Origin of the sequence: Streptomyces tauricus, from assembly GCF_014650955.1 — a bacterium.
GTDB classification, from domain to species: Bacteria; Actinomycetota; Actinomycetes; order Streptomycetales; family Streptomycetaceae; genus Streptomyces; species Streptomyces tauricus.
In genome coordinates this window covers 73,491-94,377 of sequence record NZ_BMVY01000025.1, presented here as the reverse complement: position 1 = coordinate 94,377, position 20,887 = coordinate 73,491, and the positions used below count along the sequence as shown (strand labels likewise).

At 69.3% G+C, this 20,887-nt stretch carries 16 protein-coding genes and 3 tRNA genes; 10 read left to right on the top strand and 9 right to left on the bottom strand.

All coding sequences use genetic code 11. The features are described from left to right. Nucleotides 1–31 precede the first annotated feature (31 nt). The 3 genes from hrpA to IE278_RS29910 all read left to right on the top strand — a co-directional run bounded on the left by hrpA (nucleotide 32) and on the right by IE278_RS29910 (nucleotide 4,706). On the top strand, nucleotides 32–4,024 hold the full coding sequence (hrpA, locus tag IE278_RS29920; RefSeq protein WP_189776382.1) for an ATP-dependent RNA helicase HrpA: 3,993 nt from the start codon (nucleotides 32–34) through the stop codon (nucleotides 4,022–4,024). A 93-nt stretch (nucleotides 4,025–4,117) separates the two neighbouring features. Beyond that, a tRNA-Asp gene (locus IE278_RS29915) sits at nucleotides 4,118–4,192 on the top strand. A 331-nt stretch (nucleotides 4,193–4,523) separates the two neighbouring features. Beyond that, nucleotides 4,524–4,706 carry a DUF6274 family protein gene (locus IE278_RS29910; protein ID WP_189776380.1) on the top strand — a complete coding sequence of 61 codons (183 nt, stop codon included), beginning with the start codon at nucleotides 4,524–4,526 and terminating at the stop codon, nucleotides 4,704–4,706. A gap of 546 nt (nucleotides 4,707–5,252) precedes the next feature. Here IE278_RS29910 and bldC read toward each other — a convergent pair. Next, on the bottom strand, nucleotides 5,253–5,459 hold the full coding sequence (bldC, locus tag IE278_RS29905) for a developmental transcriptional regulator BldC (RefSeq protein ID WP_003949541.1): 207 nt from the start codon (nucleotides 5,457–5,459) through the stop codon (nucleotides 5,253–5,255). Nucleotides 5,460–5,957: 498 nt separating this feature from the next. Then, nucleotides 5,958–6,824 (bottom strand): DUF8083 family protein, encoded by an 867-nt coding sequence (locus IE278_RS29900; protein ID WP_189776377.1) that lies wholly within the window; start codon nucleotides 6,822–6,824, stop codon nucleotides 5,958–5,960. A 233-nt stretch (nucleotides 6,825–7,057) separates the two neighbouring features. Between IE278_RS29900 and IE278_RS29895 the strand changes: the two genes are divergently transcribed. Both IE278_RS29895 and IE278_RS29890 read left to right on the top strand, forming a co-directional pair. Beyond that, nucleotides 7,058–8,149: a Leu/Phe/Val dehydrogenase gene (locus IE278_RS29895; protein WP_189776375.1), complete on the top strand. Its 1,092-nt coding sequence runs from the start codon at nucleotides 7,058–7,060 to the stop codon at nucleotides 8,147–8,149. Nucleotides 8,150–8,472: 323 nt separating this feature from the next. Next, nucleotides 8,473–8,724, top strand: coding sequence for a DUF3073 domain-containing protein (locus IE278_RS29890; protein WP_107020614.1), 252 nt, complete (start codon nucleotides 8,473–8,475; stop codon nucleotides 8,722–8,724). A gap of 193 nt (nucleotides 8,725–8,917) precedes the next feature. Here the strand turns inward: IE278_RS29890 and purM are convergent, their stop codons facing one another. From purM to purS, 7 genes are all read right to left on the bottom strand, one after another. Further along, on the bottom strand, nucleotides 8,918–9,988 hold the full coding sequence (gene purM, locus IE278_RS29885; protein WP_189776373.1) for a phosphoribosylformylglycinamidine cyclo-ligase: 1,071 nt from the start codon (nucleotides 9,986–9,988) through the stop codon (nucleotides 8,918–8,920). Between the two features lie 65 nt (nucleotides 9,989–10,053). Beyond that, on the bottom strand, nucleotides 10,054–11,577 hold the full coding sequence (gene purF, locus IE278_RS29880; protein WP_189776371.1) for an amidophosphoribosyltransferase: 1,524 nt from the start codon (nucleotides 11,575–11,577) through the stop codon (nucleotides 10,054–10,056). Nucleotides 11,578–11,660: 83 nt separating this feature from the next. Next, a complete protein-coding gene (locus IE278_RS29875; RefSeq protein ID WP_189776369.1) occupies nucleotides 11,661–12,542 on the bottom strand; it encodes an META domain-containing protein in 882 nt (293 codons plus the stop codon). Nucleotides 12,543–12,638: 96 nt separating this feature from the next. After that, a complete protein-coding gene (locus IE278_RS29870) occupies nucleotides 12,639–13,436 on the bottom strand; it encodes a maleylpyruvate isomerase family mycothiol-dependent enzyme (protein WP_189776366.1) in 798 nt (265 codons plus the stop codon). 780 nt (nucleotides 13,437–14,216) lie between these two features. After that, entirely contained in the window at nucleotides 14,217–16,475 is a 2,259-nt protein-coding gene (gene purL / locus IE278_RS29865; RefSeq protein WP_189776365.1) for a phosphoribosylformylglycinamidine synthase subunit PurL, read from the bottom strand. Further along, nucleotides 16,472–17,176, bottom strand: a complete 705-nt coding sequence (gene purQ, locus IE278_RS29860; protein WP_189776364.1) for a phosphoribosylformylglycinamidine synthase subunit PurQ — start codon at nucleotides 17,174–17,176, stop codon at nucleotides 16,472–16,474. Before purQ ends, purL begins: the two co-directional genes overlap by 4 nt. Further along, nucleotides 17,173–17,436, bottom strand: coding sequence for a phosphoribosylformylglycinamidine synthase subunit PurS (purS, locus tag IE278_RS29855; RefSeq protein WP_055518089.1), 264 nt, complete (start codon nucleotides 17,434–17,436; stop codon nucleotides 17,173–17,175). Before purS ends, purQ begins: the two co-directional genes overlap by 4 nt. 360 nt (nucleotides 17,437–17,796) lie before the next feature. Here purS and IE278_RS29850 point away from each other — a divergent pair, with 360 nt between their 5' ends. From IE278_RS29850 to IE278_RS29830, 5 genes are all read left to right on the top strand, one after another. Further along, nucleotides 17,797–18,114, top strand: coding sequence for a histone-like nucleoid-structuring protein Lsr2 (locus IE278_RS29850; protein WP_189776363.1), 318 nt, complete (start codon nucleotides 17,797–17,799; stop codon nucleotides 18,112–18,114). 455 nt (nucleotides 18,115–18,569) lie between these two features. Further along, nucleotides 18,570–18,641 (top strand) — tRNA-Gly (locus tag IE278_RS29845). 79 nt (nucleotides 18,642–18,720) lie between these two features. Beyond that, nucleotides 18,721–18,793, top strand: a tRNA-Gly gene (locus tag IE278_RS29840). 194 nt (nucleotides 18,794–18,987) lie between these two features. Continuing rightward, on the top strand, nucleotides 18,988–20,013 hold the full coding sequence (locus IE278_RS29835) for an ABC transporter ATP-binding protein (protein ID WP_189776362.1): 1,026 nt from the start codon (nucleotides 18,988–18,990) through the stop codon (nucleotides 20,011–20,013). Then, entirely contained in the window at nucleotides 20,010–20,816 is an 807-nt protein-coding gene (locus tag IE278_RS29830; RefSeq protein WP_189776361.1) for an ABC transporter permease, read from the top strand. Before IE278_RS29835 ends, IE278_RS29830 begins: the two co-directional genes overlap by 4 nt. Nucleotides 20,817–20,887 lie beyond the last annotated feature (71 nt).

Genomic DNA, 20,887 nt, shown 5'->3' with positions numbered 1-20,887 from the left:
CGTTTCCCCGAGGTGAGATCCTGGACCGCGTATGTCTACGCATCCTGCCCCCGCCCTCGGCGATCTCGCCTCCCGTCTGGCCGAGCTGTCACTGCGCGACGCGCACCGGCTCGGGCGCAGGCTCGAAGGCGCGCGCCGGATCCGCAAGCCCGAGGCCCGCGCCGCCGTCACCGCCGAGATCGAGACGGAGGTGGCGAAGGCCGAGACCCGCATGGCCGAGCGGCGCGCCCGCGTGCCCACCGTCTCGTACCCCGAGCAGCTGCCCGTCAGCCAGAAGAAGGACGTGATCGCGGACGCCATCCGTGATCACCAGGTCGTCATCGTCGCGGGTGAGACCGGCTCCGGAAAGACGACCCAGATCCCCAAGATCTGTCTTGAGCTGGGCCGTGGCGTCCGCGGCATGATCGGGCACACCCAGCCCCGCCGTATCGCCGCCCGTACGGTCGCCGAGCGCGTCGCCGACGAGCTGGACACCCCGCTGGGCGAGGCCGTCGGCTGGAAGGTCCGCTTCACCGACCAGGTCAGCCCGGAGGCCACCTTCGTCAAGCTGATGACGGACGGCATCCTGCTCGCCGAGGTCCAGACGGACCGCGAGCTGCGCGCCTACGACACGATCATCATCGACGAGGCCCACGAGCGGTCCCTGAACATCGACTTCCTGCTCGGCTATCTGGCCCAGCTGCTGCCGAAGCGGCCGGACCTGAAGGTCGTCATCACCTCCGCAACCATCGATCCCGAGCGGTTCTCCCGGCACTTCGGGGACGCGCCGATCGTCGAGGTCAGCGGCCGTACGTACCCCGTCGAGGTGCGCTACCGGCCGCTCCTCGAAGAGGACGGCGAGGACGCCGACCGCGACCAGATCACCGCGATCTGCGACGCCGTCGAGGAGCTGCAGGGCGAGGGCAAGGGGGACATCCTCGTCTTCCTGTCCGGGGAGCGGGAGATCCGCGACACGGCGGACGCGCTGGAGAAGAAGAAGTACCGGTTCACCGAGGTGCTGCCCCTCTACGCGCGGCTCTCGCACGCCGAGCAGCACCGCGTGTTCCAGCAGCACACGGGGCGCAGGATCGTTCTGGCGACCAACGTCGCCGAGACCTCCCTCACCGTCCCGGGCATCAAGTACGTGATCGACCCGGGCAACGCCCGTATCTCCAGGTACAGCCACCGCACGAAGGTCCAGCGGCTGCCCATCGAGGCGATCTCGCAGGCCAGCGCCAACCAGCGCAAGGGCCGCTGCGGCCGTACGAGCGACGGCATCTGCATCCGGCTGTACTCCGAGGACGACTTCCTCGCCCGCCCGGAGTTCACCGACGCCGAGATCCTCCGTACGAACCTGGCGTCCGTCATCCTCCAGATGACCGCGGCCGGGCTCGGCGAGATCGAGAAGTTCCCCTTCATCGACCCGCCGGACCACCGCAACATCCGTGACGGCGTCCAGCTCCTCCAGGAACTCAACGCCCTGGACCCGACGGAGAAGGACCCGCGCAAGCGGCTCACGGACACCGGCCGCAAGCTCGCCCAGCTGCCCGTCGACCCGCGGCTGGCCCGCATGGTCCTGGAGGCCGACAAGAACGGCTGCGTACGCGAGGTCATGGTGATCGCGGCGGCGCTCTCCATCCAGGACCCGCGCGAGCGGCCGTCGGAGAAGCAGACGCAGGCCGACCAGCAGCACGCCCGCTTCAAGGACGAGACGTCCGACTTCCTCGCGTACCTGAACCTCTGGCGGTACGTGCGCGAGCAGCAGAAGGAGCGCGGCTCGTCGTCGTTCCGTCGCATGTGCAAGCAGGAGTACCTGAACTTCCTGCGGATCCGCGAGTGGCAGGACATCTACACGCAGCTGCGGACCGTCGCCAAGCAGATGGGCATCCATCTGAACGAGGAGGACGCCCCCGAGCAGCGGGTCCATCTGTCCCTCCTGGCGGGCCTGCTCTCCCACATCGGTATGAAGGACGTGAAGGAGAGCGGCAAGGAGACCGGCGGGAAGGAGGGCGGCCGGAGCGGCGCGAAGAACGACTACATCGGCGCCCGCAACGCCAAGTTCGCGATCTTCCCCGGCTCGGCCCTCTTCAAGAAGCCCCCGCGCTTCGTGATGTCCGCCGAACTCGTCGAGACGTCCCGGCTGTGGGCCCGCGTCAACGCGAAGATCGAGCCCGAGTGGATCGAACCGCTCGCCGAGCACCTGCTGAAGCGCACGTACAGCGAACCGCACTGGGAGAAGGACCAGTCGGCGGTGATGGCGTACGAGAAGGTCACGCTGTACGGGGTGCCGATCGTCGCCCAGCGGAAGGTCAACTACGGGCGCATCGACCCGGAGATCAGCCGCGAGCTCTTCATCCGCAACGCGCTCGTCGAGGGCGACTGGCGTACGCACCACAAGTTCTTCGCCGACAACCGCCGGCTCCTCACCGAGGTCGAGGAGCTGGAACACCGGGCGCGGCGCCGGGACATCCTGGTCGACGACGACACGCTCTTCGACTTCTACGAGGAGCGGGTGCCCGCGCATGTCGTGTCGGGCGCCCACTTCGACTCCTGGTGGAAGCACAAGCGGCAGGAGGAGCCCGAACTCCTCGACTTCGAGCGGTCGATGCTCATCCGGGAGACCGCCGGGGCCGTCACCAAGGACGACTATCCGGACTCGTGGCGGCAGGGGCGGCTGAAGTTCCCCGTCACGTACCAGTTCGAGCCGGGCGCCGACGCGGACGGTGTGACCGTCCACATCCCGCTCCAGGTGCTGAACCAGGTCACGGACGACGGCTTCGAGTGGCAGATCCCGGGCCTGCGGGAACAGGTCGTCACCGAGCTGATCCGTTCCCTACCGAAGCCGATCCGCCGCAACTACGTGCCCGCGCCCAACTTCGCGCAGCGGTTCCTGGAGCGGGCGGTGCCCCTCCAGGAGCCCCTGACCGTGACGATGGCGCGCGAGCTGAAGCGCATGGTCGGAGTGCCGCTCACCGCCGACGACTTCGACTGGTCCCGGCTCGACGACCACCTGAAGATCACCTTCCGGATCGTCGACGAGCGGCGCCGCAAGCTGGCCGAGGATAAGGACCTGGAGGCCCTGAAGGTCCGGCTGAGGCCGAAGGCGCGCCAGGCGATCTCGCAGGCCGCGGCGGCCACGGCCGAGCGCCACGGCGGAGAGTCCCTGGAGCGCTCGGGGCTGACCGACTGGACCATCGGCTCCCTGACCCGTCTCTTCGAGACGCGCCGGGCGGGCCAGCCGGTGAAGGCGTACCCGGCCCTCGTCGACGACGGTCCGAAGGCGAACACCGTCTCCGTACGCCTCTTCGACACCGAGGCCGAGCAGCAGCAGGCGATGTGGAAGGGCACGCGGCGGCTCATCCTGCGCAACATCCCGGTGAATCCGGCGAAGTTCGCGTCGGACAAGCTCACCAACGCCCAGAAGCTGGCCCTGTCCGCGAACCCGCACGGGTCGATCCAGGCCCTGTTCGACGACTGCGCGACGGCCGCCGCCGACAAGCTGATCGGCGACTTCGGAGGCCCGGCCTGGGACGAGGAGTCGTACCGGAAGCTGTACGAGAAGGTGCGCGCGGAGATCGTCGACACGACGGTCCGCACGGTCGGCCAGGTCGAACAGGTGCTGGCCGCCTGGCAGGCCTGTGAACGCCGCCTGAAGGGCGTGCGCAGCCCTGTGCTCCTCGCCAACCTGACGGACGTACGGACGCAGCTGGACGCCCTCGTGCGGCCCGGCTTCGTCACGGCGACGGGTCTGCGGCGGCTGCCGGACCTGATGCGCTATCTGGTCGCGGCGGACCGCCGTCTGCAGCAGATGCCGACGAACGCGCAGCGGGACACCAGCCGGATGGAGAAGGTCCACGAGATGCAGGACGAGTACGCCTGGCTGCTGGAGCAGTTGCCGCAGGGTCGGCCCGTCCCCACCTCCGTACGGGACATCCGCTGGATGATCGAGGAGCTGCGCGTGAGCTACTTCGCGCACGCGCTGGGCACGGCGTATCCGGTCTCCGACAAGCGGATCGTGAAGGCGATCGACGCGGCCGCACCGTAACGGCGTCCGCACTCCGAGTGAGTTCGCTCGGGGGGCCAACCCTCCTGTACAGTCTTGTCTCGCAGCGCAACGCAAGATCGCACTGCGAAACAAGGTCCTGTGGAGCAGTTTGGAGTGCTCGCCACCCTGTCAAGGTGGAGGCCGCGGGTTCAAATCCCGTCAGGACCGCAGAAGCAGAACGAAGGCCCCGCATCCGTACGGATGCGGGGCCTTCTGCATACCCACACGCCCGCGCCCCGTCAGGGGCGCGGGGAACGGCGCGGCTGGCCCTCACGGACCCGCACCAACCCCCGAGAGCACCCCCACTCACCCAAGGGGCGCGGGGAACTGCGCGACAAGCCCCACCGGCGCGCACGGGCCCGAACACCGCCACAGTTGCGAACACCGTCCCCACCAGCCCCCCGCACCCCGAGCGGCGCCCGCACGCCCTTGACGCGGTCACATTCCCCAAGTACCTAGAAAACAGGCCCGGCCCAGCCGAACCCCACCGGAGGTGACCATGGCGGCGACCGCTCGGCATGAGACACGTGCCCTGCTCCGCGCCCACCTGTCGGCCGCCTCCGGCCATCGCCACCGGACGAGGCACTGCCCGGTCTGCCACCGGCTCCTGCGGCTCGCCTCGGAGGCCGGCCCCGAGGAGCTGGAGGGCACCCCGGAGGACGAGACCCCCTCCTCCGCGTGAGCGACCGCGTGGGCGACCGCGGGCGAGCGGTGGGCGACCGTGCATCAACTGCCCCTCACATGGCCCCAGATGAACGTGTCCCCCATTAGCGCAGGTATGCCACGCGCAACAAGGACCACGACGTGTGACGGGTGTCACCGCATAAGTTTTCAAACATGCGGAATTTACCCCCCACCTACAACTGGTCAATTTAATATGTGCAATTGCACTGGGCCCCACAGGGGTTCACAGCTGATCCGACAGCCTCGCCCAGACTGCGACAAGGCCACGCACAGACCGGCCTTGTAGGCGCGCACACCCCATGACCAGCGCACAAAAAAGATCGCGCTGGACCCGGCGGAGTCCAGCGCGATCTACGACGCACCCACAGTTCTTGTGGTTCTTGCTCGGGCGGGGACCCCGTTGGGGCGGGATCCGCGTCGCTTGGTACTTGGGTGGTGCTCAGGTGGTGCTTGGGTGACGCATGAGCGGTACTTGCGTCAGGGCCCTGCCGACAAGTTGGGGGACCTGCCGAAATACCCTGCTATGTGCCTATGCAGTTGTTGTTCAGGCTTCGCTGCGCTGCTGCGGGATGCCCGCGAGCAGAGCGCGTACCTCTGCTTCGCGGTAACGACGATGCCCACCGAGCGTGCGGATCGACGTGAGCTTGCCGGCCTTCGCCCACCGCGTGACCGTCTTCGGGTCCACGCGGAACATCGTGGCGACCTCAGCCGGGGTCAGCAGCGGCTCGGCATCAGGGGTGCGAGCGGTCATGAGCGGCCTCCTCGGGAGAACCGATCGTTCTCGGTTCTTTCCTCTAAATTCTGCACCTTGACCCGCGTTGCCCGAAATGGCGGATGCGGGTCGAGTCGGTTATAGGACGAACGGCTTGTCCTCGGCACTACAACTACACCATCCGTCCAGCCACGTCGGCCAAACCGATGGAATTGCCCTCCCAGGTGTTCATCAGCGACGGAAGCCGATGGACCATGCCATAGCGGACAGTCACGCCTCTGTGACGATCAGTCACAGAGGCGTCAGGAGTCACGGGACCCCCCTGCAGCGCAATGCCGAGATTCCACCCAAACATGGGCAGAGAGAGCCCTCCCCGGACTCCTTGTCCTATTTTGGCATGAGGAGGGGCGTTGGGCGCAAGGTCCGTGTTAGTGCCGTCCGTCACGCTTACCCCGTACGACCCGGATCGGGACTTACGTCCTGTCAGGCTTCGTGACGCACAGGAACCGGCGGGCCCGAAAGGCCTCCGCGCGCCCCTCAGTTCGCCGAGCGGCGGTCCCGGACCGAACGCCACCGTTCCACGAGCCGACCGTATGCCTCCCCCGCGCCGGGCCCGTCGCCCGTGCGCAACGCCTCGATGCCCTCGGCCACATCGGCGGCCGAGTGATCACCGTCGAGCTCCCCCGCGGGCAGCACGTGTACGAGGCCGCCGTAGTCCAGCTCCACCAGCGAGCGCGGATGGAACTCCTCCAGCCAACGCCCCACGTCCACCAGGCCGTCGATGAGCGGCCCCTCGTCGAGGGTGTCCCGCAGCGTCCGCAGGGCCCGCGCCACCCGCCGCCGCGCCTGCACCATCGGCGTGCGGTAGCGGAGCACGGGCGCGTCCTCCTCGGCCCGCGAACCGCCCCCGGACCCGGCGCCCTTGTCGTACTCGCGCTCCTCGTCCGAGACGAGCACGAACCAGTGCAGCGGGACCTGCCAGGTCGAGGTGCGGATCCAGGGCCGGGCGTCCGGGTTGCGGGTCAGCCAGCGCTCGTAGTCCTGGGCCGCCTGCCTGCGGACGAGTTCGGGCAGCGCCGCGTCCAGGACGGGCGCCGGCAGTTCCTCCGCCAGCTCCCCCAGGGCCTCCCAGCCGCGCAGCCGGGTCCGCCAGGGGCACACGCACAGCACACCGTCCACCTCCGCGACGAACGCGTCACCGCTCTCCTGCACCGGCACCGGGACCGGCGGCACGGGCAGCAGGTCGGCCAGCGACCGGCGCAGTTCGTCCTGGTACGAGGGACGCTCAGGCCGGCGCGCATAGCGGTACCAGTGGCCGCGCTCCGGTTCCGGGAAGGCCGCGAGCGGTTCGTACACCCGGAGATAGGACGCGTAGGGGACGATCAACGAGGACACCTTGGGCACGCTTGCTCCCTCCCCAGCCGACCCGGTGGAAAACCGCGCAACCTGTGCGCGGGCACGCGGGAAATCCCTGCAAATCGTCCCACGCCCGCCCGCGACCGTACTCCGGGCGGGGGTGATCCTGACCACTGGGCCGATGGCGGTCCCTTACAGGCTCTAATCTCGTGCCACACGGACCCCCGCCACCCGTACGAGGGCCGCCCCGACCCGCCGCTACTTACCTGGGAGTCACCACCGTGACCGACGTAACCGGCAGCCCTGACGACGTACTGCACACCCTGTTCCGGTCGGATCAGGGCGGCCATGAGCAGGTCGTGCTCTGTCAGGACCGCGCCACCGGCCTCAAGGCCGTCATCGCCATCCACTCCACCGCCCTGGGCCCGGCCCTCGGCGGCACCCGCTTCTACCCGTACGAGAGCGAGGCGGCGGCCGTAGCCGACGCGCTGAACCTCGCCCGCGGGATGTCGTACAAGAACGCCATGGCCGGGCTCGACCACGGCGGCGGCAAGGCCGTGATCATCGGTGACCCCGAGCAGATCAAGACCGAGGACCTGCTCCTCGCGTACGGCCGCTTCGTGGACTCGCTCGGCGGCCGGTACGTGACCGCCTGCGACGTCGGCACCTACGTGGCCGACATGGACGTCGTGGCGCGCGAGTGCCGCTGGACCACCGGGCGCTCCCCCGAGAACGGCGGCGCGGGCGACTCGTCCGTCCTGACGGCCTTCGGCGTCTTCCAGGGCATGCGGGCCTCCGCCCAGCACCTGTGGGGCGACCCGTCGCTGCGCGGCCGCACCGTCGGTGTCGCGGGCGTCGGCAAGGTCGGACGCCACCTGGTGGAGCACCTGCTTGAGGACGGCGCCCAGGTCGTGATCGCGGACGTGCGCCAGGATTCCGTGGGCCGCATCGCCGACAAGCACCCCGCCGTGCGGGTCGCCCCGGACACCGAGCGGCTGATCCGGACCGAGGGGCTCGACATCTACGCCCCGTGCGCGCTCGGCGGCGCCCTGAACGACGACTCCGTGCCGGCGCTCACCGCGAAGATCGTCTGCGGTGCGGCCAACAACCAGCTGGAGCACCCGGGGGTGGAGAAGGACCTCGCCGACCGCGGGATCCTCTACGCGCCGGACTACGTGGTGAACGCCGGCGGTGTCATCCAGGTCGCCGACGAACTCCACGGCTTCGACTTCGACCGGTGCAAGGAGAAGGCCGCGAAGATCTTCGACACCACGCTGGCCATATTCGCTCGTGCGAAGGAGGACGGGATTCCGCCGGCCGCCGCGGCCGACCGGATCGCCGAGCACCGCATGGCGGAGGCCCGCCGCCCCTGATGTTCGGGGGCCGTTCGGCAGCCGTTCGGAAGACTGTGCGCACGGCCCCGCGGGGTCCCGTCGGCGGGTGTTGGAGAGAACTCTCACGTTCGTCGGCGGGTCGCTCGCCGAGAAGAGGTTAAAATCGCGGTTGACCAGCGAGGACAGGGCACCTCGCAGGTCCTGGGCACACGAGCTTCCTGCGGGCGACGTACCGTATGGGCGTGGGCTCAGGTACCGTGGAAGCCCTACGGACCGGTCTCTCCACGGAGAGCCCGTTCCAGATCATGAACGCGTGTCAAGACTCTGGGGCCGTCGAGCCCCGTATCCGAGGGGGTCGAGCCATGGGGCGCGGCCGGGCAAAGGCCAAGCAGACGAAGGTCGCCCGCCAGCTGAAGTACAGCAGCGGCGGGACCGATCTGTCGCGTCTGGCCAATGAGCTGGGCGCTTCGACTTCGCAACAGCCGCCTAATGGCGAGCCGTTCGAGGACGACGACGAGGAAGACGACCCGTACTCCCAGTACGCGGATCTCTACAACGACGACGAGGACGAGGACGATGAGTCCGGTCCTGCGTCGCAACGCCGCGGGGCTTGACGCACCTGCTGCGCTCGTCGTTCTAGCTGCGCTTCACCCGGTCCGGGGTTGATTGCCGGACCGGGTTTTGTGCATGCCGCTCCGCTGTTGGCGGGGTGTACCGCGGTAGCCGGCTGGCTGCGGGCCGGTGGGGGCTTGTCGCGCAGTTCCCCGCGCCCCTTGCGGGGCTCCCCTGCGGGCGCCCCTTTTGTGGCTACCGGGGTGCGTAGTCGCCAGTCAGGGTTGCGCCCGTCTCGTGGGTGCCGCGGTCCGTGATCTCGCCTGCTACCCAGGCCTCCACGCCTCGGTCCGCCAGGGTGGCCAGTGCGGCGTCCGTGGAGTCCTCCGGGACGATCGCGATCATGCCCACGCCCATGTTCAGCGTCTTCTCCAGTTCCAGGCGCTCGACCTGGCCGGTGGTGCCGACGAGGTCGAAGACCGGGGCCGGGGTCCAGGTGGCGCGGTCCACGATCGCGTGCAGATCGTCCGGGATCACGCGGGCCAGGTTCGCCGCGAGGCCGCCGCCCGTGATGTGCGAGTACGCGTGCACGTCGGTCGTGCGGGTCAGCGCCAGACAGTCCAGCGAGTAGATCTTCGTGGGCTCCAGGAGCTCCTCGCCGAGGGTGCGGCCGAACTCCTCGACGTGCTGGTCGAGCTTCAGGTTCCCGCGGTCGAACAGGACGTGCCGGACGAGTGAGTACCCGTTCGAGTGAAGACCGGAGGACGCCATGGCGATCACCGCGTCACCCGTACGGATACGATCCGCGCCCAGCAGCCGGTCGGCCTCCACGACTCCCGTACCGGCGCCGGCGACGTCGAAGTCGTCCGGGCCCAGCAGACCGGGGTGTTCGGCCGTCTCGCCGCCCACCAGGGCACAGCCCGCGAGGACACAGCCCTCGGCGATGCCCTTCACGATGGCGGCCACGCGCTCCGGGTGGACCTTGCCGACGCAGATGTAGTCGGTCATGAAGAGCGGTTCGGCGCCGCACACCACGATGTCGTCCATGACCATCGCGACCAGGTCGTGGCCGATGGTGTCGTACACGCCGAGCTGCCGGGCGAGGTCGACCTTCGTGCCGACGCCGTCCGTGGCGGAGGCGAGCAGCGGGCGCTCGTACCGCTTGAGGGCGGAGGCGTCGAAGAGGCCGGCGAAACCGCCGAGGCCACCGAGGACCTCGGGGCGCTGCGTCTTCTTCACCCACTCCTTCATCAGTTCGACGGCGCGGTCGCCCGCTTCGATGTCGACGCCCGCGGCGGCGTAGCTGGCACCAGTTGTCTCAGACATGACGGTGAGAACTTTCGTGTCGTACAGCTCGTACAGCGGTGTCGCTGCGAGGTCGCTGCGAGGTCTTACGGGCGACGGATCGCGTCGGACGCGGCCGACGCGGGGCCCGCGGCCAGCTCGGTCTCCAGGAGCTGCTTGCCGAGCAGCTCGGGGTCCGGGAGGTCCATCGGGTACTCGCCGTCGAAGCAGGCACGGCAGAGGTTCGGCTTGTCGATGGTCGTGGCCTCGATCATGCCGTCGATGGAGATGTACGAGAGGGAGTCGGCGCCCAGGGACGTGCCGATCTCCTCGATGGACATGCCGTTGGCGATCAGCTCCGCGCGGGTCGCGAAGTCGATGCCGAAGAAGCAGGGCCACTTCACGGGCGGCGAGGAGATCCGGATGTGGATCTCGGCCGCGCCCGCCTCACGGAGCATCCGGACCAGGGCGCGCTGGGTGTTGCCGCGCACGATCGAGTCGTCGACGACGACCAGCCGCTTGCCCTTGATGACTTCCTTGAGGGGATTCAGCTTCAGACGGATGCCCAGTTGGCGGATGGTCTGTGAAGGCTGGATGAAGGTCCGGCCGACGTACGCGTTCTTCACGAGACCGGCACCGAACGGGATGCCGGAGGCCTCCGCGTAACCGATCGCGGCGGGCGTGCCCGATTCCGGGGTCGCTATGACCAGATCGGCCTCGACCGGAGCTTCCTTGGCGAGACGGCGGCCCATCTCGACACGGGAGAGGTACACGTTCCGGCCGGCGATGTCGGTGTCCGGGCGGGCCAGGTACACGTACTCGAAGACACAGCCCTTGGGCTTCGCTTCCGCGAATCGGGAGGTTCGCAGTCCGTTCTCGTCGATGGCGACGAACTCGCCCGGCTCGATCTCACGGACGTAGGCCGCGCCGCAGATGTCGAGGGCGGCGGACTCGGAGGCGACGACCCAGCCGCGCTCCAGACGGCCCAGGACCAGCGGGCGGATGCCCTGGGGGTCACGGGCGGCGTAGAGGGTGTGCTCGTCCATGAAGACGAGCGAGAAGGCGCCCTTGACCTGCGGGAGGACCTTCGCGGAGGCTTCTTCGATGGTCAGCGGCTTGCCGTCGTCGTCGACCTGGGCGGCCAGCAGGGCCGTCAGCAGGTCGGTGTCGTTGGTCGCCGCCACACGCGGGGTGCGGCCCTCCTGCTTGGGGAGGTCGGCGACCATTCCGGCGAGCTCCGCCGTGTTGACGAGATTGCCGTTGTGACCGAGCGCGATCGAGCCGTGCCCGGTGGCACGGAACGTCGGCTGGGCGTTCTCCCAGGTGGAGGCACCGGTGGTCGAGTAGCGGGCGTGACCGACCGCGATATGACCGAGCAGGGAGCCGAGGGAGGCCTCGTCGAAGACCTGGGAAACGAGCCCCATGTCCTTGAAGACGAGGATCTGAGAGCCATTGCTTACCGCGATTCCCGCGGATTCCTGGCCTCGATGCTGGAGGGCGTAGAGCCCGAAGTAAGTGAGCTTGGCGACCTCTTCACCGGGAGCCCAGACTCCGAAGACGCCGCAAGCGTCCTGGGGTCCTTTCTCGCCGGGGAGCAGATCATGACTGAGTCGACCGTCACCACGTGGCACGCCACCGAGTGTAGGCGAGATCGACCACTGGTCCGAATTGGGGAAGTGCCCGAGCGGCGTCGTGAGACGCCGCCCGCCGGGGGTCACTTCGCGGCGACGGCTTCCAGGCCCGCGCCGTTTTCGCTGGTCAGCGTGAGCTTTCCGCCCTTCAGCTGGTATTTCACGGTGCCACCGAAGAGCTTCAGCAGGGACCTCTCGGTGTCCATGAGTGAGTCGGAGCACATCTTCCGGGTGGTGCCCGGAGCGCCCAGAGTGATAGTGCCGTCGCCGACCGTGGCCTTCGCCGTCACCTTGTTGCAGCCGAGTTCGCCGCGGACGGTGCCCTTCTCGTCGAAGGTCAGATGGACCTTGCCCTCGGCCTCGGAGGCGAGGGCGACGGCGGAGCCGCCCGCGGCGTCCCCCTTGTCGTCCACCTTCACCGTGCCGGTGACGTTCCACTTCGTGCCGTAGAGGTCGGCCTGCTTCTCGGCGGTGAGTTTCACGGTGTAGCCGTCCTCGGTGGTGAGCGTCAGCTTGTCGTCGTTGACCTCGGCCTTGATCGTGCTGTCGGAGATGGCCTCGCCGAGTTTCGACTCGAAGCTCATCGCCCCGTCGGCCGTGCAGGCCATCTCGGTCTTGACAGTGTCGTCGCCGATCGTGATCGTGTCGCCCTCGATCTCGGCGGTGGCCCCGAAGTGGTTGCAGCCGTAGTTGCCGCCCACCTTGCCGTCCTTGCCGAACTCGACGTGCGCGCCGGCCGGCGCGTCCTGCGTCTTCCCGTCGGCCGTCACGCTCTCGACGTTCCACTGCTTGCCGGTGAGCCCGGTGGCCTGCCGGGTGCCGACGGAGGCGGCACCGGGATCCTTGGCTCCGCCGTCGCCGCTCTCCGTGCCGCAGGCGGCCGTGGCGAGGAGTCCGGTGACCGCCAGGGCGCTGAGGCCGACCCGCGGGCTGAGGGCGCTGAGGTTGCGTCGCTGCGTGTGCATGCCGCTTTGACGGGGCGGGTGGGGTGCTTGGTTCCCTCGACGGGTGCCTCACCGGGTAACGGCCGCGCAACGGCCGGCCCGGATCCGGGCCCCGGGTCAGCTCATGAGGGGGAGCAGACCGCCCAGGTCGGCGCGCTCGCCGCTCGCGCTGACCTTCGCGTCGGCGAGGGCCGCCTGCCAGTGCGTACGGCCGGTCGCGAGGCGGATCCAGGTCAACGGGTCCGTCTCGACGACGTTGGGCGGGGTGCCGCGGGTGTGGCGCGGGCCCTCCACGCACTGCACGACGGCGTACGGCGGTACGCGCACCTCGGTGGAGGCGCCGGGCGCCTTCGCGGCGAGCGTGTCGGCGAGGAGGCGGGTGCAGGTGGCGAGGGCGTGGCGGTCGTAGGGGATGTCGAGGCCCGGGACGGCGGCGTTGAGGTCGTCGGTGTGGACGACCAGCTCCACGGTGCGGGTGACGAGGTAGTCGGCCAGGCTCATCGCTCCCACGCGGGTGGCCAGCAGGCGGGCGCCCGGGGCGGCGGGCAGGCGCTCGGTGAAACGGGCCTCCGTGCGCTCGTACAGCGCGTCGAGGTCCGGCTCGGCGGCGGCGAGCGCGTGTACGTCGTCGTCGACCTCGGCCGCGCGGGGGGCCGTGGCGGACGGCCAGTCGAGCAGGGCGAGCGCGGGTCCCGCGGGCTCGTCGGCGTCCAGGCCGCGACTCACGGCCTCCAGCGCCATGGTCAGGTGCGCGGCCAGCTCCCGCACGGTCCAGCCCCCGAGCCCGGCGTCCGCGGCAAGCTGGTCGGGGTCCAGGTCTTGCACCGCCGCCCGCACGTTCCCGAACTGCGCGAGAACCGCGGCGCGGGTCTTGGCGGGATCGTAGGCGCGGGCACGCTTCTTGGCCGGGGGCATGGGGGGAGTTTAGGCGGAGGGCCGGGAGGGGGCCGGGGGGTGTGCTTCGTGTGCGGCCCGGTGGGGGCTGGCCGCGCAGTTCCCCGCGCCCCTAAGAGTGCGCCACTCGAAACGCCCGGGGCGGGACCATGCTTCGTCCGCGGCCCAGTGAGGGTTGGGCGCGCAGTTCCCCGCGCCCCCAAAGAAGCGGCTATGGCGGGCCGCGCATCGACATGGCCGCACGCCATTGCAGACGCCCGGGGCGGGACCGTGCTTCATCTGCAGCCCCAGTGAAGGCTGGCCGCGCAGTTCCCCGCGCCCCCAAGAAAGCGGCGATGGCGGGCCGCGTATCGACATAGAAGCGCGCAACGGGAAACGGCCAAGGCCGGGCCGCATGTCGACACGGCCGTGTGCCGCTGGCGGCGGTTGGGGCGGGGGCGCGTACGCGCAGCCCCGCCCGAAACGCGGTCGCGGCGGGGCCGCGTATCGCACGGCCCGCGCCACGAAGCAGTGGCCGGCGCCCTTTAGGGGCGCGGGGAACTGCGCGGCCAGCCCCCACCGCGCCGCGGGCGAAACACACCCGTCGTCGCAGGGGCGCGGGGAACTGCGCGATCAACCCACACCGGCCCGCAGACGCAGCACAACCGGCGCACCCCTTAGGGGCGCGGGGAACTGCGCGGTCAGCCCTCGCCGGGCTGCGGGCGAAACACCGCTGTCGTCGTAGGGGCCCGGGGTACGACGACGCGGGGCCCCGCCCGTTCCTCCGGGTGGGGCCCCGCTGTGGAGCTGAAGCGCGTGGGGCTACGCGAACAGTGCCGGGATCGTTTCCGTGTGGGCCGTGCGCAGGTCCGACAGGGAGAGCGTGAACTCGCCCTGGATCTCGACCGCGTCGCCGTCGACGACACCGATGCGCGTGGCCGGCAGGCCGCGCGCGCCGCACATGTCCGTGAAGCGCAGTTCCTCCGAGCGTGGGATCGCCACGACCGCGCGGCCCGCCGACTCGGAGAACAGGAACGTGAACGCGTCCAGCCCGTCGGGTACGACGAGACGCGCGCCCTTGTCGCCGAGCAGCGCCGACTCGACCACGGCCTGGATCAGACCGCCGTCGGACAGGTCGTGCGCGGAGTCGATCATGCCGTCGCGCGAGGCGGAGATCAGGATCTCGGCGAGAAGGCGTTCGCGCTCCAGGTCCACGACCGGCGGCAGCCCGCCGAGGTGGTCGTGCACGACCTGCGACCAGGCCGAACCGCCGAACTCCTCACGCGTGTCGCCGAGCAGGTAGAGGAGCTGGCCCTCTTCCCGGTAGGCGACCGGCGTGCGCCGGGCCACGTCGTCGATGACGCCCAGGACCGCGACGACCGGCGTCGGGTGGATCGCCGCCTCGCCCGTCTGGTTGTAGAGGGAGACGTTGCCGCCCGTTACCGGCGTACCCAACTGCAGGCACCCGTCGGCCAGTCCGCGGATGGCCTCCGCGAACTGCCACATGACGGCCGGGTCCTCGGGCGAACCGAAGTTCAGGCAGTCGGAGACGGCGAGCGGCTTGGCACCGGTCGTCGCCACGTTCCGGTACGCCTCGGCCAGCGCCAACTGCGCACCGTGGTACGGGTCCAGCTTGGTGTAGCGGCCGTTGCCGTCCGTGGCGATGGCGACGCCGAGCCCGGACTCCTCGTCGATGCGGATCATGCCCGAGTCCTCGGGCTGCGCCAGCACCGTGTTGCCCTGCACGAAGTGGTCGTACTGGGAGGTGATCCAGGACTTGGAGGCCTGGTTCGGCGAGGAGACCAGTTGGAGGACCTGCTTCTTCAGCTCCTCCGAAGTCTCGGGCCGCGGCAGCTTGTTCGCGTCGTCCGCCTGGAGCGCGTCCTGCCACTCCGGACGGGCGTACGGACGCTCGTAGACCGGGCCGTCGTGCGCGACCGTGCGCGGGTCGACGTCGACGATCTTGCCGCCGTGCCAGAAGATCTCCAGGCGGTCGCCGTCGGTGACCTCACCGATCACCGTGGCGATGACGTCCCACTTGTCGCAGATCTCCAGGAAGCGGTCGACCTTCGACGGCTCGACGACCGCGCACATGCGTTCCTGCGACTCGCTCATGAGGATTTCCTCGGGCGAGAGAGTCGAGTCGCGCAGGGGTACGTCGTCCAGCGTGACGCGCATGCCGCCGGAGCCGTTGGACGCCAGCTCGCTGGTCGCGCAGGACAGGCCCGCGGCTCCCAGGTCCTGGATGCCGACGACCAGCTTCTCGGCGAAGGCCTCCAGGGTGCACTCGATGAGGAGCTTCTCCTGGAACGGGTCGCCGACCTGGACGGCGGGACGCTTGGAGGGCTTCGCGTCGTCGAAGGTCTCGGAGGCCAGGATGGAGGCGCCGCCGATGCCGTCACCGCCCGTGCGGGCCCCGTACAGGATGACCTTGTTGCCCGAGCCCGACGCCTTCGCGAGGTGGATGTCCTCGTGCCGCATCACGCCGATGGCACCGGCGTTGACCAGCGGGTTGCCCTGGTAGCAGGCGTCGAAGACGACCTCGCCGCCGATGTTGGGCAGGCCCAGACAGTTGCCGTAGCCGCCGATGCCCGCGACGACACCGGGCAGGACGCGCTTGGTGTCGGGGTGGTCGGCGGCGCCGAAGCGCAGCGGGTCGACCACCGCCACCGGGCGCGCGCCCATCGCGATGATGTCGCGCACGATGCCGCCGACGCCGGTGGCCGCGCCCTGGTAGGGCTCGACGTACGACGGGTGGTTGTGCGACTCGACCTTGAAGGTGACCGCGTAGCCCTGGCCGACGTCGACGACGCCCGCGTTCTCGCCGATGCCGACGAGGAGGGCGTCCGACTGGGGCGCCTTCTCGCCGAACTGGCGCAGGTGCACCTTCGAGGACTTGTAGCTGCAGTGCTCGGACCACATGACCGAGTACATGGCCAGCTCGGCGCCGGTCGGGCGGCGGCCGAGGATCTCCACGACCCGCTCGTACTCGTCCTTCTTCAGGCCGAGTTCGGCCCAGGGCAGCTCGACGTCGGGGGTCTCGGCCGCGTGCTCGACCGTGTCCAGAGGCGTCCGGCTCATGCGTTGACCAGCTTCTTGAGGATCGAGGTGAAGAAGGGGAGGCCGTCGGTGCGGCCGGACCCGACGAGGGGTTCGACAGCGTGCTCCGGGTGCGGCATCAGACCGACGACGTTGCCCGCCTCGTTCGTGATGCCGGCGATGTCCCGCAGCGAGCCGTTGGGATTGCCGAAACCGTCGGCGAACTCGCCGCCGACCACGTAACGGAAGACGACGCGGCCCTCCGCCTCCAGCATGTCGAGGGTGCGCTCGTCGGCGACGTACCGCCCGTCCATGTTCTTCAGCGGGATGTGGATCTCCTGGCCGGACTCGTAGTCCACGGTCCAGGCGGTGTCCGCGTTCTCCACCTTCAACTTCTGGTCGCGGCAGATGAAGTGGAGGTGGTCGTTGCCGAGCATCCCGCCGGGAAGGAGATGGGCCTCGGTGAGGATCTGGAAGCCGTTGCAGATGCCGAGCACCGGCATTCCCGACTTCGCCTGCTCAATCACCGTCGCCATGACCGGCGAGAAGCGGGAGATCGCACCGGCGCGCAGATAGTCGCCGTACGAGAAACCACCCGGCAGGACAACGGCGTCGACCTGCTTGAGGTCCTTGTCCTTGTGCCAGAGAGCGACGGGTTCCGCACCGGCGAGCTTGATCGCACGCTGGGTGTCCCGGTCGTCGAGGCTTCCCGGGAAAGTGACGACGCCAATACGAGCGGTCACTTTCCGGCCTCCGCGACTTCCTCGACCTTGACGGTGAAGTCCTCGATCACGGTGTTGGCGAGGAAGGATTCGGCGAGTTCGTGGATGCGGGCGAGGGCGGTGTCGTCCACCGGTCCGTCCACTTCCAGTTCGAATCGCTTTCCCTGACGGACGTCGGAGATGCCTTCGAAACCGAGGCGCGGCAGTGCACGCTGCACCGCCTGGCCCTGGGGGTCGAGGATCTCCGGCTTGAGCATGACGTCGACTACGACGCGTGCCACTGGCACTCCCGGTGTGTGGTGCTGAGCAGGTTCCTTCAGACTACCCGTACAAAATTTCTACGCGGGTAGATTCGTAGGAATCTACGTGACGGTCATCACGATTCCGCATCGAGAACCTATCGTCGGGCTGCCTTCACGAAAAATCCTGGGAAAGATCCGGATCGGGACCGGGTCCCCTATTGCCTGGGGGACACGCCAAGAGATTTAGTCGAGCTTCACATTGGATTGCCGGGCACTGTACAAATGAATTGGCAATAGCCGATACTTTGCCCAATCACCCATAAAAGCAGTCGGACAGTCGGCATCTCGGCACGTCATCGCACGTCGCCGGATAGATGCCGCACGAAGGGACCGATATTCGTGGCGCAGCGTGTCGTAGTCACTCTCTCCGACGACATCGACGGCTCGGAAGCGGCGGAAACGATCGCCTTCGGTCTGGACGGCAAGTCGTACGAGATCGACCTGAATCCGGCCAATGCCGAGCAGTTGCGCAGGTCGTTGGAGCCGTATGTGGAGGCCGGCCGCAAGCGGTCGCGTTCCGGGAAGGCGTACCGGCAGACGGCGGTGGCGCCCGATCCGGCGGCCGTTCGCGCGTGGGCGCAGTCCAACAAGCTGGAGGTTCCTGCGCGGGGGCGGATTCCCAAGCGGGTGTATGAGGCTTTTACCGCTGCGCAGTAGGGGCGCGCCCTGCGGGGCGTGGGTGCGGGTGCCGCTGCGCGGGTGCGGGTGTTGCTTGTGCGGGGAGTTCGGCCGCTCGGGGGTCGGACTCCTGTGCCTGGGGCGGGCGGGGCCCTGCGTCGACGTTCGCGCGTCGGGTGCGGCGGGGTGAGGGCTGGGTGCGCCGTTCCCCGCGCCCCTTGCGGGGTTGGGGCGGGGGTTGTGTGGTGGGTGCGGCGGCGTAGAGGTTGAGTGCGCCGTTCCCCGCGCCCCTTAGGGGGGCGGGGCGGGGGTTGCTCGTCGGGTGCGGCGGGGTGGGGGCTGGGTGTGCCGTTCGCCGCGCCCCTTGGGGGGTCGGGGGTGGAGGGGTTCATTTGGGCCTGGGGGTAGTCGACTTGCGTTGTACCCCTGGCGATCGGCTAGAGTCTGGAGCACGCCGAGGGGCAAGGCCGAAAGGCCCGGCTCACCGGAGTCACGCGGGTGTAGTTCAGTAGCAGAACATCCCCCTTCCAGGGGGAAGGCGCAGTGTGCAATTCCTGTCACCCGCTCTGCATCGCCGGTCTGATCGTCCTTTCGATCAGGTAGGCTGGTGCTCGCGCCGATCGGTGAAAGCCGGTCGGAGGCAATGCGGACGTAGCTCAGTTGGTAGAGCGCAACCTTGCCAAGGTTGAGGTCGCCAGTTCGAACCTGGTCGTCCGCTCAGCGTAAGAAGCAGTGCAGTAGTGAGGTAGTAGCGAGCAGAGGCTCCGGTCAGTGACCGGGGCCTTTCTTGTGTGCCCGGACGCGCCCGCACTCGAGCCCGCGCCCGCACCCTCACCCACCCTGACATTTGTCATGTCCACCCGGTGACAGCGTGCACTGCCGAGTCCCGCCGTCGGCCGAGACGCTTGAGTCATGAATACGAATGAGCCCGTGATCGAGGTCACTGATCTCCGACGCGTCTACGGGGGAGGGTTCGAGGCGGTCCGAGGGGTCTCCTTCGAAGTCGCCCGGGGCGAACTCTTCGCACTGCTCGGCACCAATGGCGCGGGCAAGACCTCCACCGTCGAACTCATCGAGGGCCTCGCCCGGCCGGCCGGCGGTCGGGTGCGCGTCCTCGGCCACGACCCGTACACCGAACGTTCCGCCGTCCGCCCGCGCATCGGCCTCATGCTCCAGGAGGGCGGCTTCCCGTCCGAGCTGACCGTCTCGGAGACGGTCCGGATGTGGGCCGGCTGCACCAGCGGCGCCCGGCCCGAGAGCGAGGCGCTGTCCCTGGTCGGCCTCACGCGCCGGGCCGGCGTACGGGTGAAGCAGCTGTCCGGGGGAGAGAAGCGGCGCCTGGACCTGGCACTCGCGCTCCTCGGACGGCCCGAGGTGCTCTTCCTGGACGAGCCGACGACCGGCCTCGACGCCGAAGGGCGCCAGGAGACCTGGGAGTTGGTGCGTGAACTGCGCGCACAGGGCACGACCGTGCTGCTCACCACCCACTACCTGGAGGAGGCGGAAGGGCTCGCGGACCGGCTCGCGATCCTGCACGCCGGGCGCATCGCGGTCTCCGGCACCCCGGCCGAGGTGACCGCCTCCCAGCCGTCGCGGATCTCCTTCGAACTGCCCACCGGCTACTTCCCCGGCGATCTGCCGCCGCTCGACTCCCTCGGCGTCACCGGGCACGAGGTCGTCGGACGCGTGCTGCGGCTGCGTACGGACGAACTGCAGCGGGCCGCCACCGGGCTGCTGACGTGGGCCGAGCGGACCGGTGTCGAGCTGCGGGGGCTCGACATCCGGTCGGGGTCCCTGGAGGAGGCGTTCCTGCGCATCGCGCGGGACGTGTCCGAGCGGGACGCGGCGACGGCGGACCAGGCCGGACCGGCAGGGAACGCGGGCCGGACGGGGAACGCAGGGCAGGCACAGCACTCGGAGAAGGAGCACGTGGCATGAGCGCCGCAACCGTGACCGGTACCGCACCCGCGAAGTCGACGGTGACCGCGGTCGGACGCATGACCTCCCTCGCCCGGGCCGAGCTCACCCTCCTCTCGCGCAGCAGGGCCACCTTCTTCGCGGCCGTCTTCGTACCGCTGGTCCTGCCGCTCAGCCTGCGCTCGACGGCCGAGGACATGGACCTGGCGGGATCCGGCCTCTCGGTGGGCACGGTCATCCTGCCCTCCGCCGTCGGTTTCTCCCTGCTCTTCGCCGTCTACAGCTCGCTCGTGAGCGTCTACGCCGCCCGCCGCGAGGAACTCGTCCTCAAGCGGCTGCGTACCGGGGAACTGCGGGACGCCGAGATCCTGACGGGCGCCGCGGTCCCCTCGGTCCTCATCGGTCTGGTGCAGTGCCTGGTGCTGACGGCCGCCTGCGCGGCGCTCATGGACGTGGAAGCGCCCGAGGCACCTCTCCTCTCCGTCCTGGGGCTGCTGCTGGGACTCGCGATGTGGCCGGTGCTCGCGGCGATCACGGCGAGTTTCAGCAGGAGCGTGGAGGGCGCCCAGGTCGCGGCGATGCCGCTGCTGCTCGTGTCGATGGTGGGCTCCGGCACCGTCGTGCCCTTCGAGGTCATGCCCGACCGGCTCGCCACCTTCTGCGAACTGCTCCCGCTGTCCCCGGTGATCACCCTCATCCGCGGCGGCTGGGCCGGGAACCTCTCCACGTACGAGACGCTGGGCGCGGTCGCCACGGCGCTGGCCTGGATCGTGCTCTCGGTGTTTGCTGTACAGAAGTGGTTCCGCTGGGAACCGAGGCGCTGACCCCGGCCCGCGCAGCGCACGAAGGCGGAGCGGCGACGCAGACGGGGACGGGACGGTCGGTCATGGGAATC

What these genes read in the sequence shown, in the direction of transcription:
- hrpA (WP_189776382.1), top strand. Translation starts at nt 32, where the DNA reads ATGTCTACGCATCCTGCCCCCGCCCTCGGCGATCTCGCCTCCCGTCTG.
- bldC (WP_003949541.1), bottom strand. Translation starts at nt 5,459, where the DNA reads ATGACCGCTCGCACCCCTGATGCCGAGCCGCTGCTGACCCCGGCTGAG.
- IE278_RS29870 (WP_189776366.1), bottom strand. Translation starts at nt 13,436, where the DNA reads ATGCCCCCGGCCAAGAAGCGTGCCCGCGCCTACGATCCCGCCAAGACC.
- IE278_RS29890 (WP_107020614.1), top strand. Translation starts at nt 8,473, where the DNA reads ATGGGGCGCGGCCGGGCAAAGGCCAAGCAGACGAAGGTCGCCCGCCAG.
- IE278_RS29830 (WP_189776361.1), top strand. Translation starts at nt 20,010, where the DNA reads ATGAGCGCCGCAACCGTGACCGGTACCGCACCCGCGAAGTCGACGGTG.
- IE278_RS29910 (WP_189776380.1), top strand. Translation starts at nt 4,524, where the DNA reads ATGGCGGCGACCGCTCGGCATGAGACACGTGCCCTGCTCCGCGCCCAC.
- IE278_RS29875 (WP_189776369.1), bottom strand. Translation starts at nt 12,542, where the DNA reads ATGCACACGCAGCGACGCAACCTCAGCGCCCTCAGCCCGCGGGTCGGC.
- purM (WP_189776373.1), bottom strand. Translation starts at nt 9,988, where the DNA reads ATGTCTGAGACAACTGGTGCCAGCTACGCCGCCGCGGGCGTCGACATC.
- purL (WP_189776365.1), bottom strand. Translation starts at nt 16,475, where the DNA reads ATGAGCCGGACGCCTCTGGACACGGTCGAGCACGCGGCCGAGACCCCC.
- IE278_RS29835 (WP_189776362.1), top strand. Translation starts at nt 18,988, where the DNA reads ATGAATACGAATGAGCCCGTGATCGAGGTCACTGATCTCCGACGCGTC.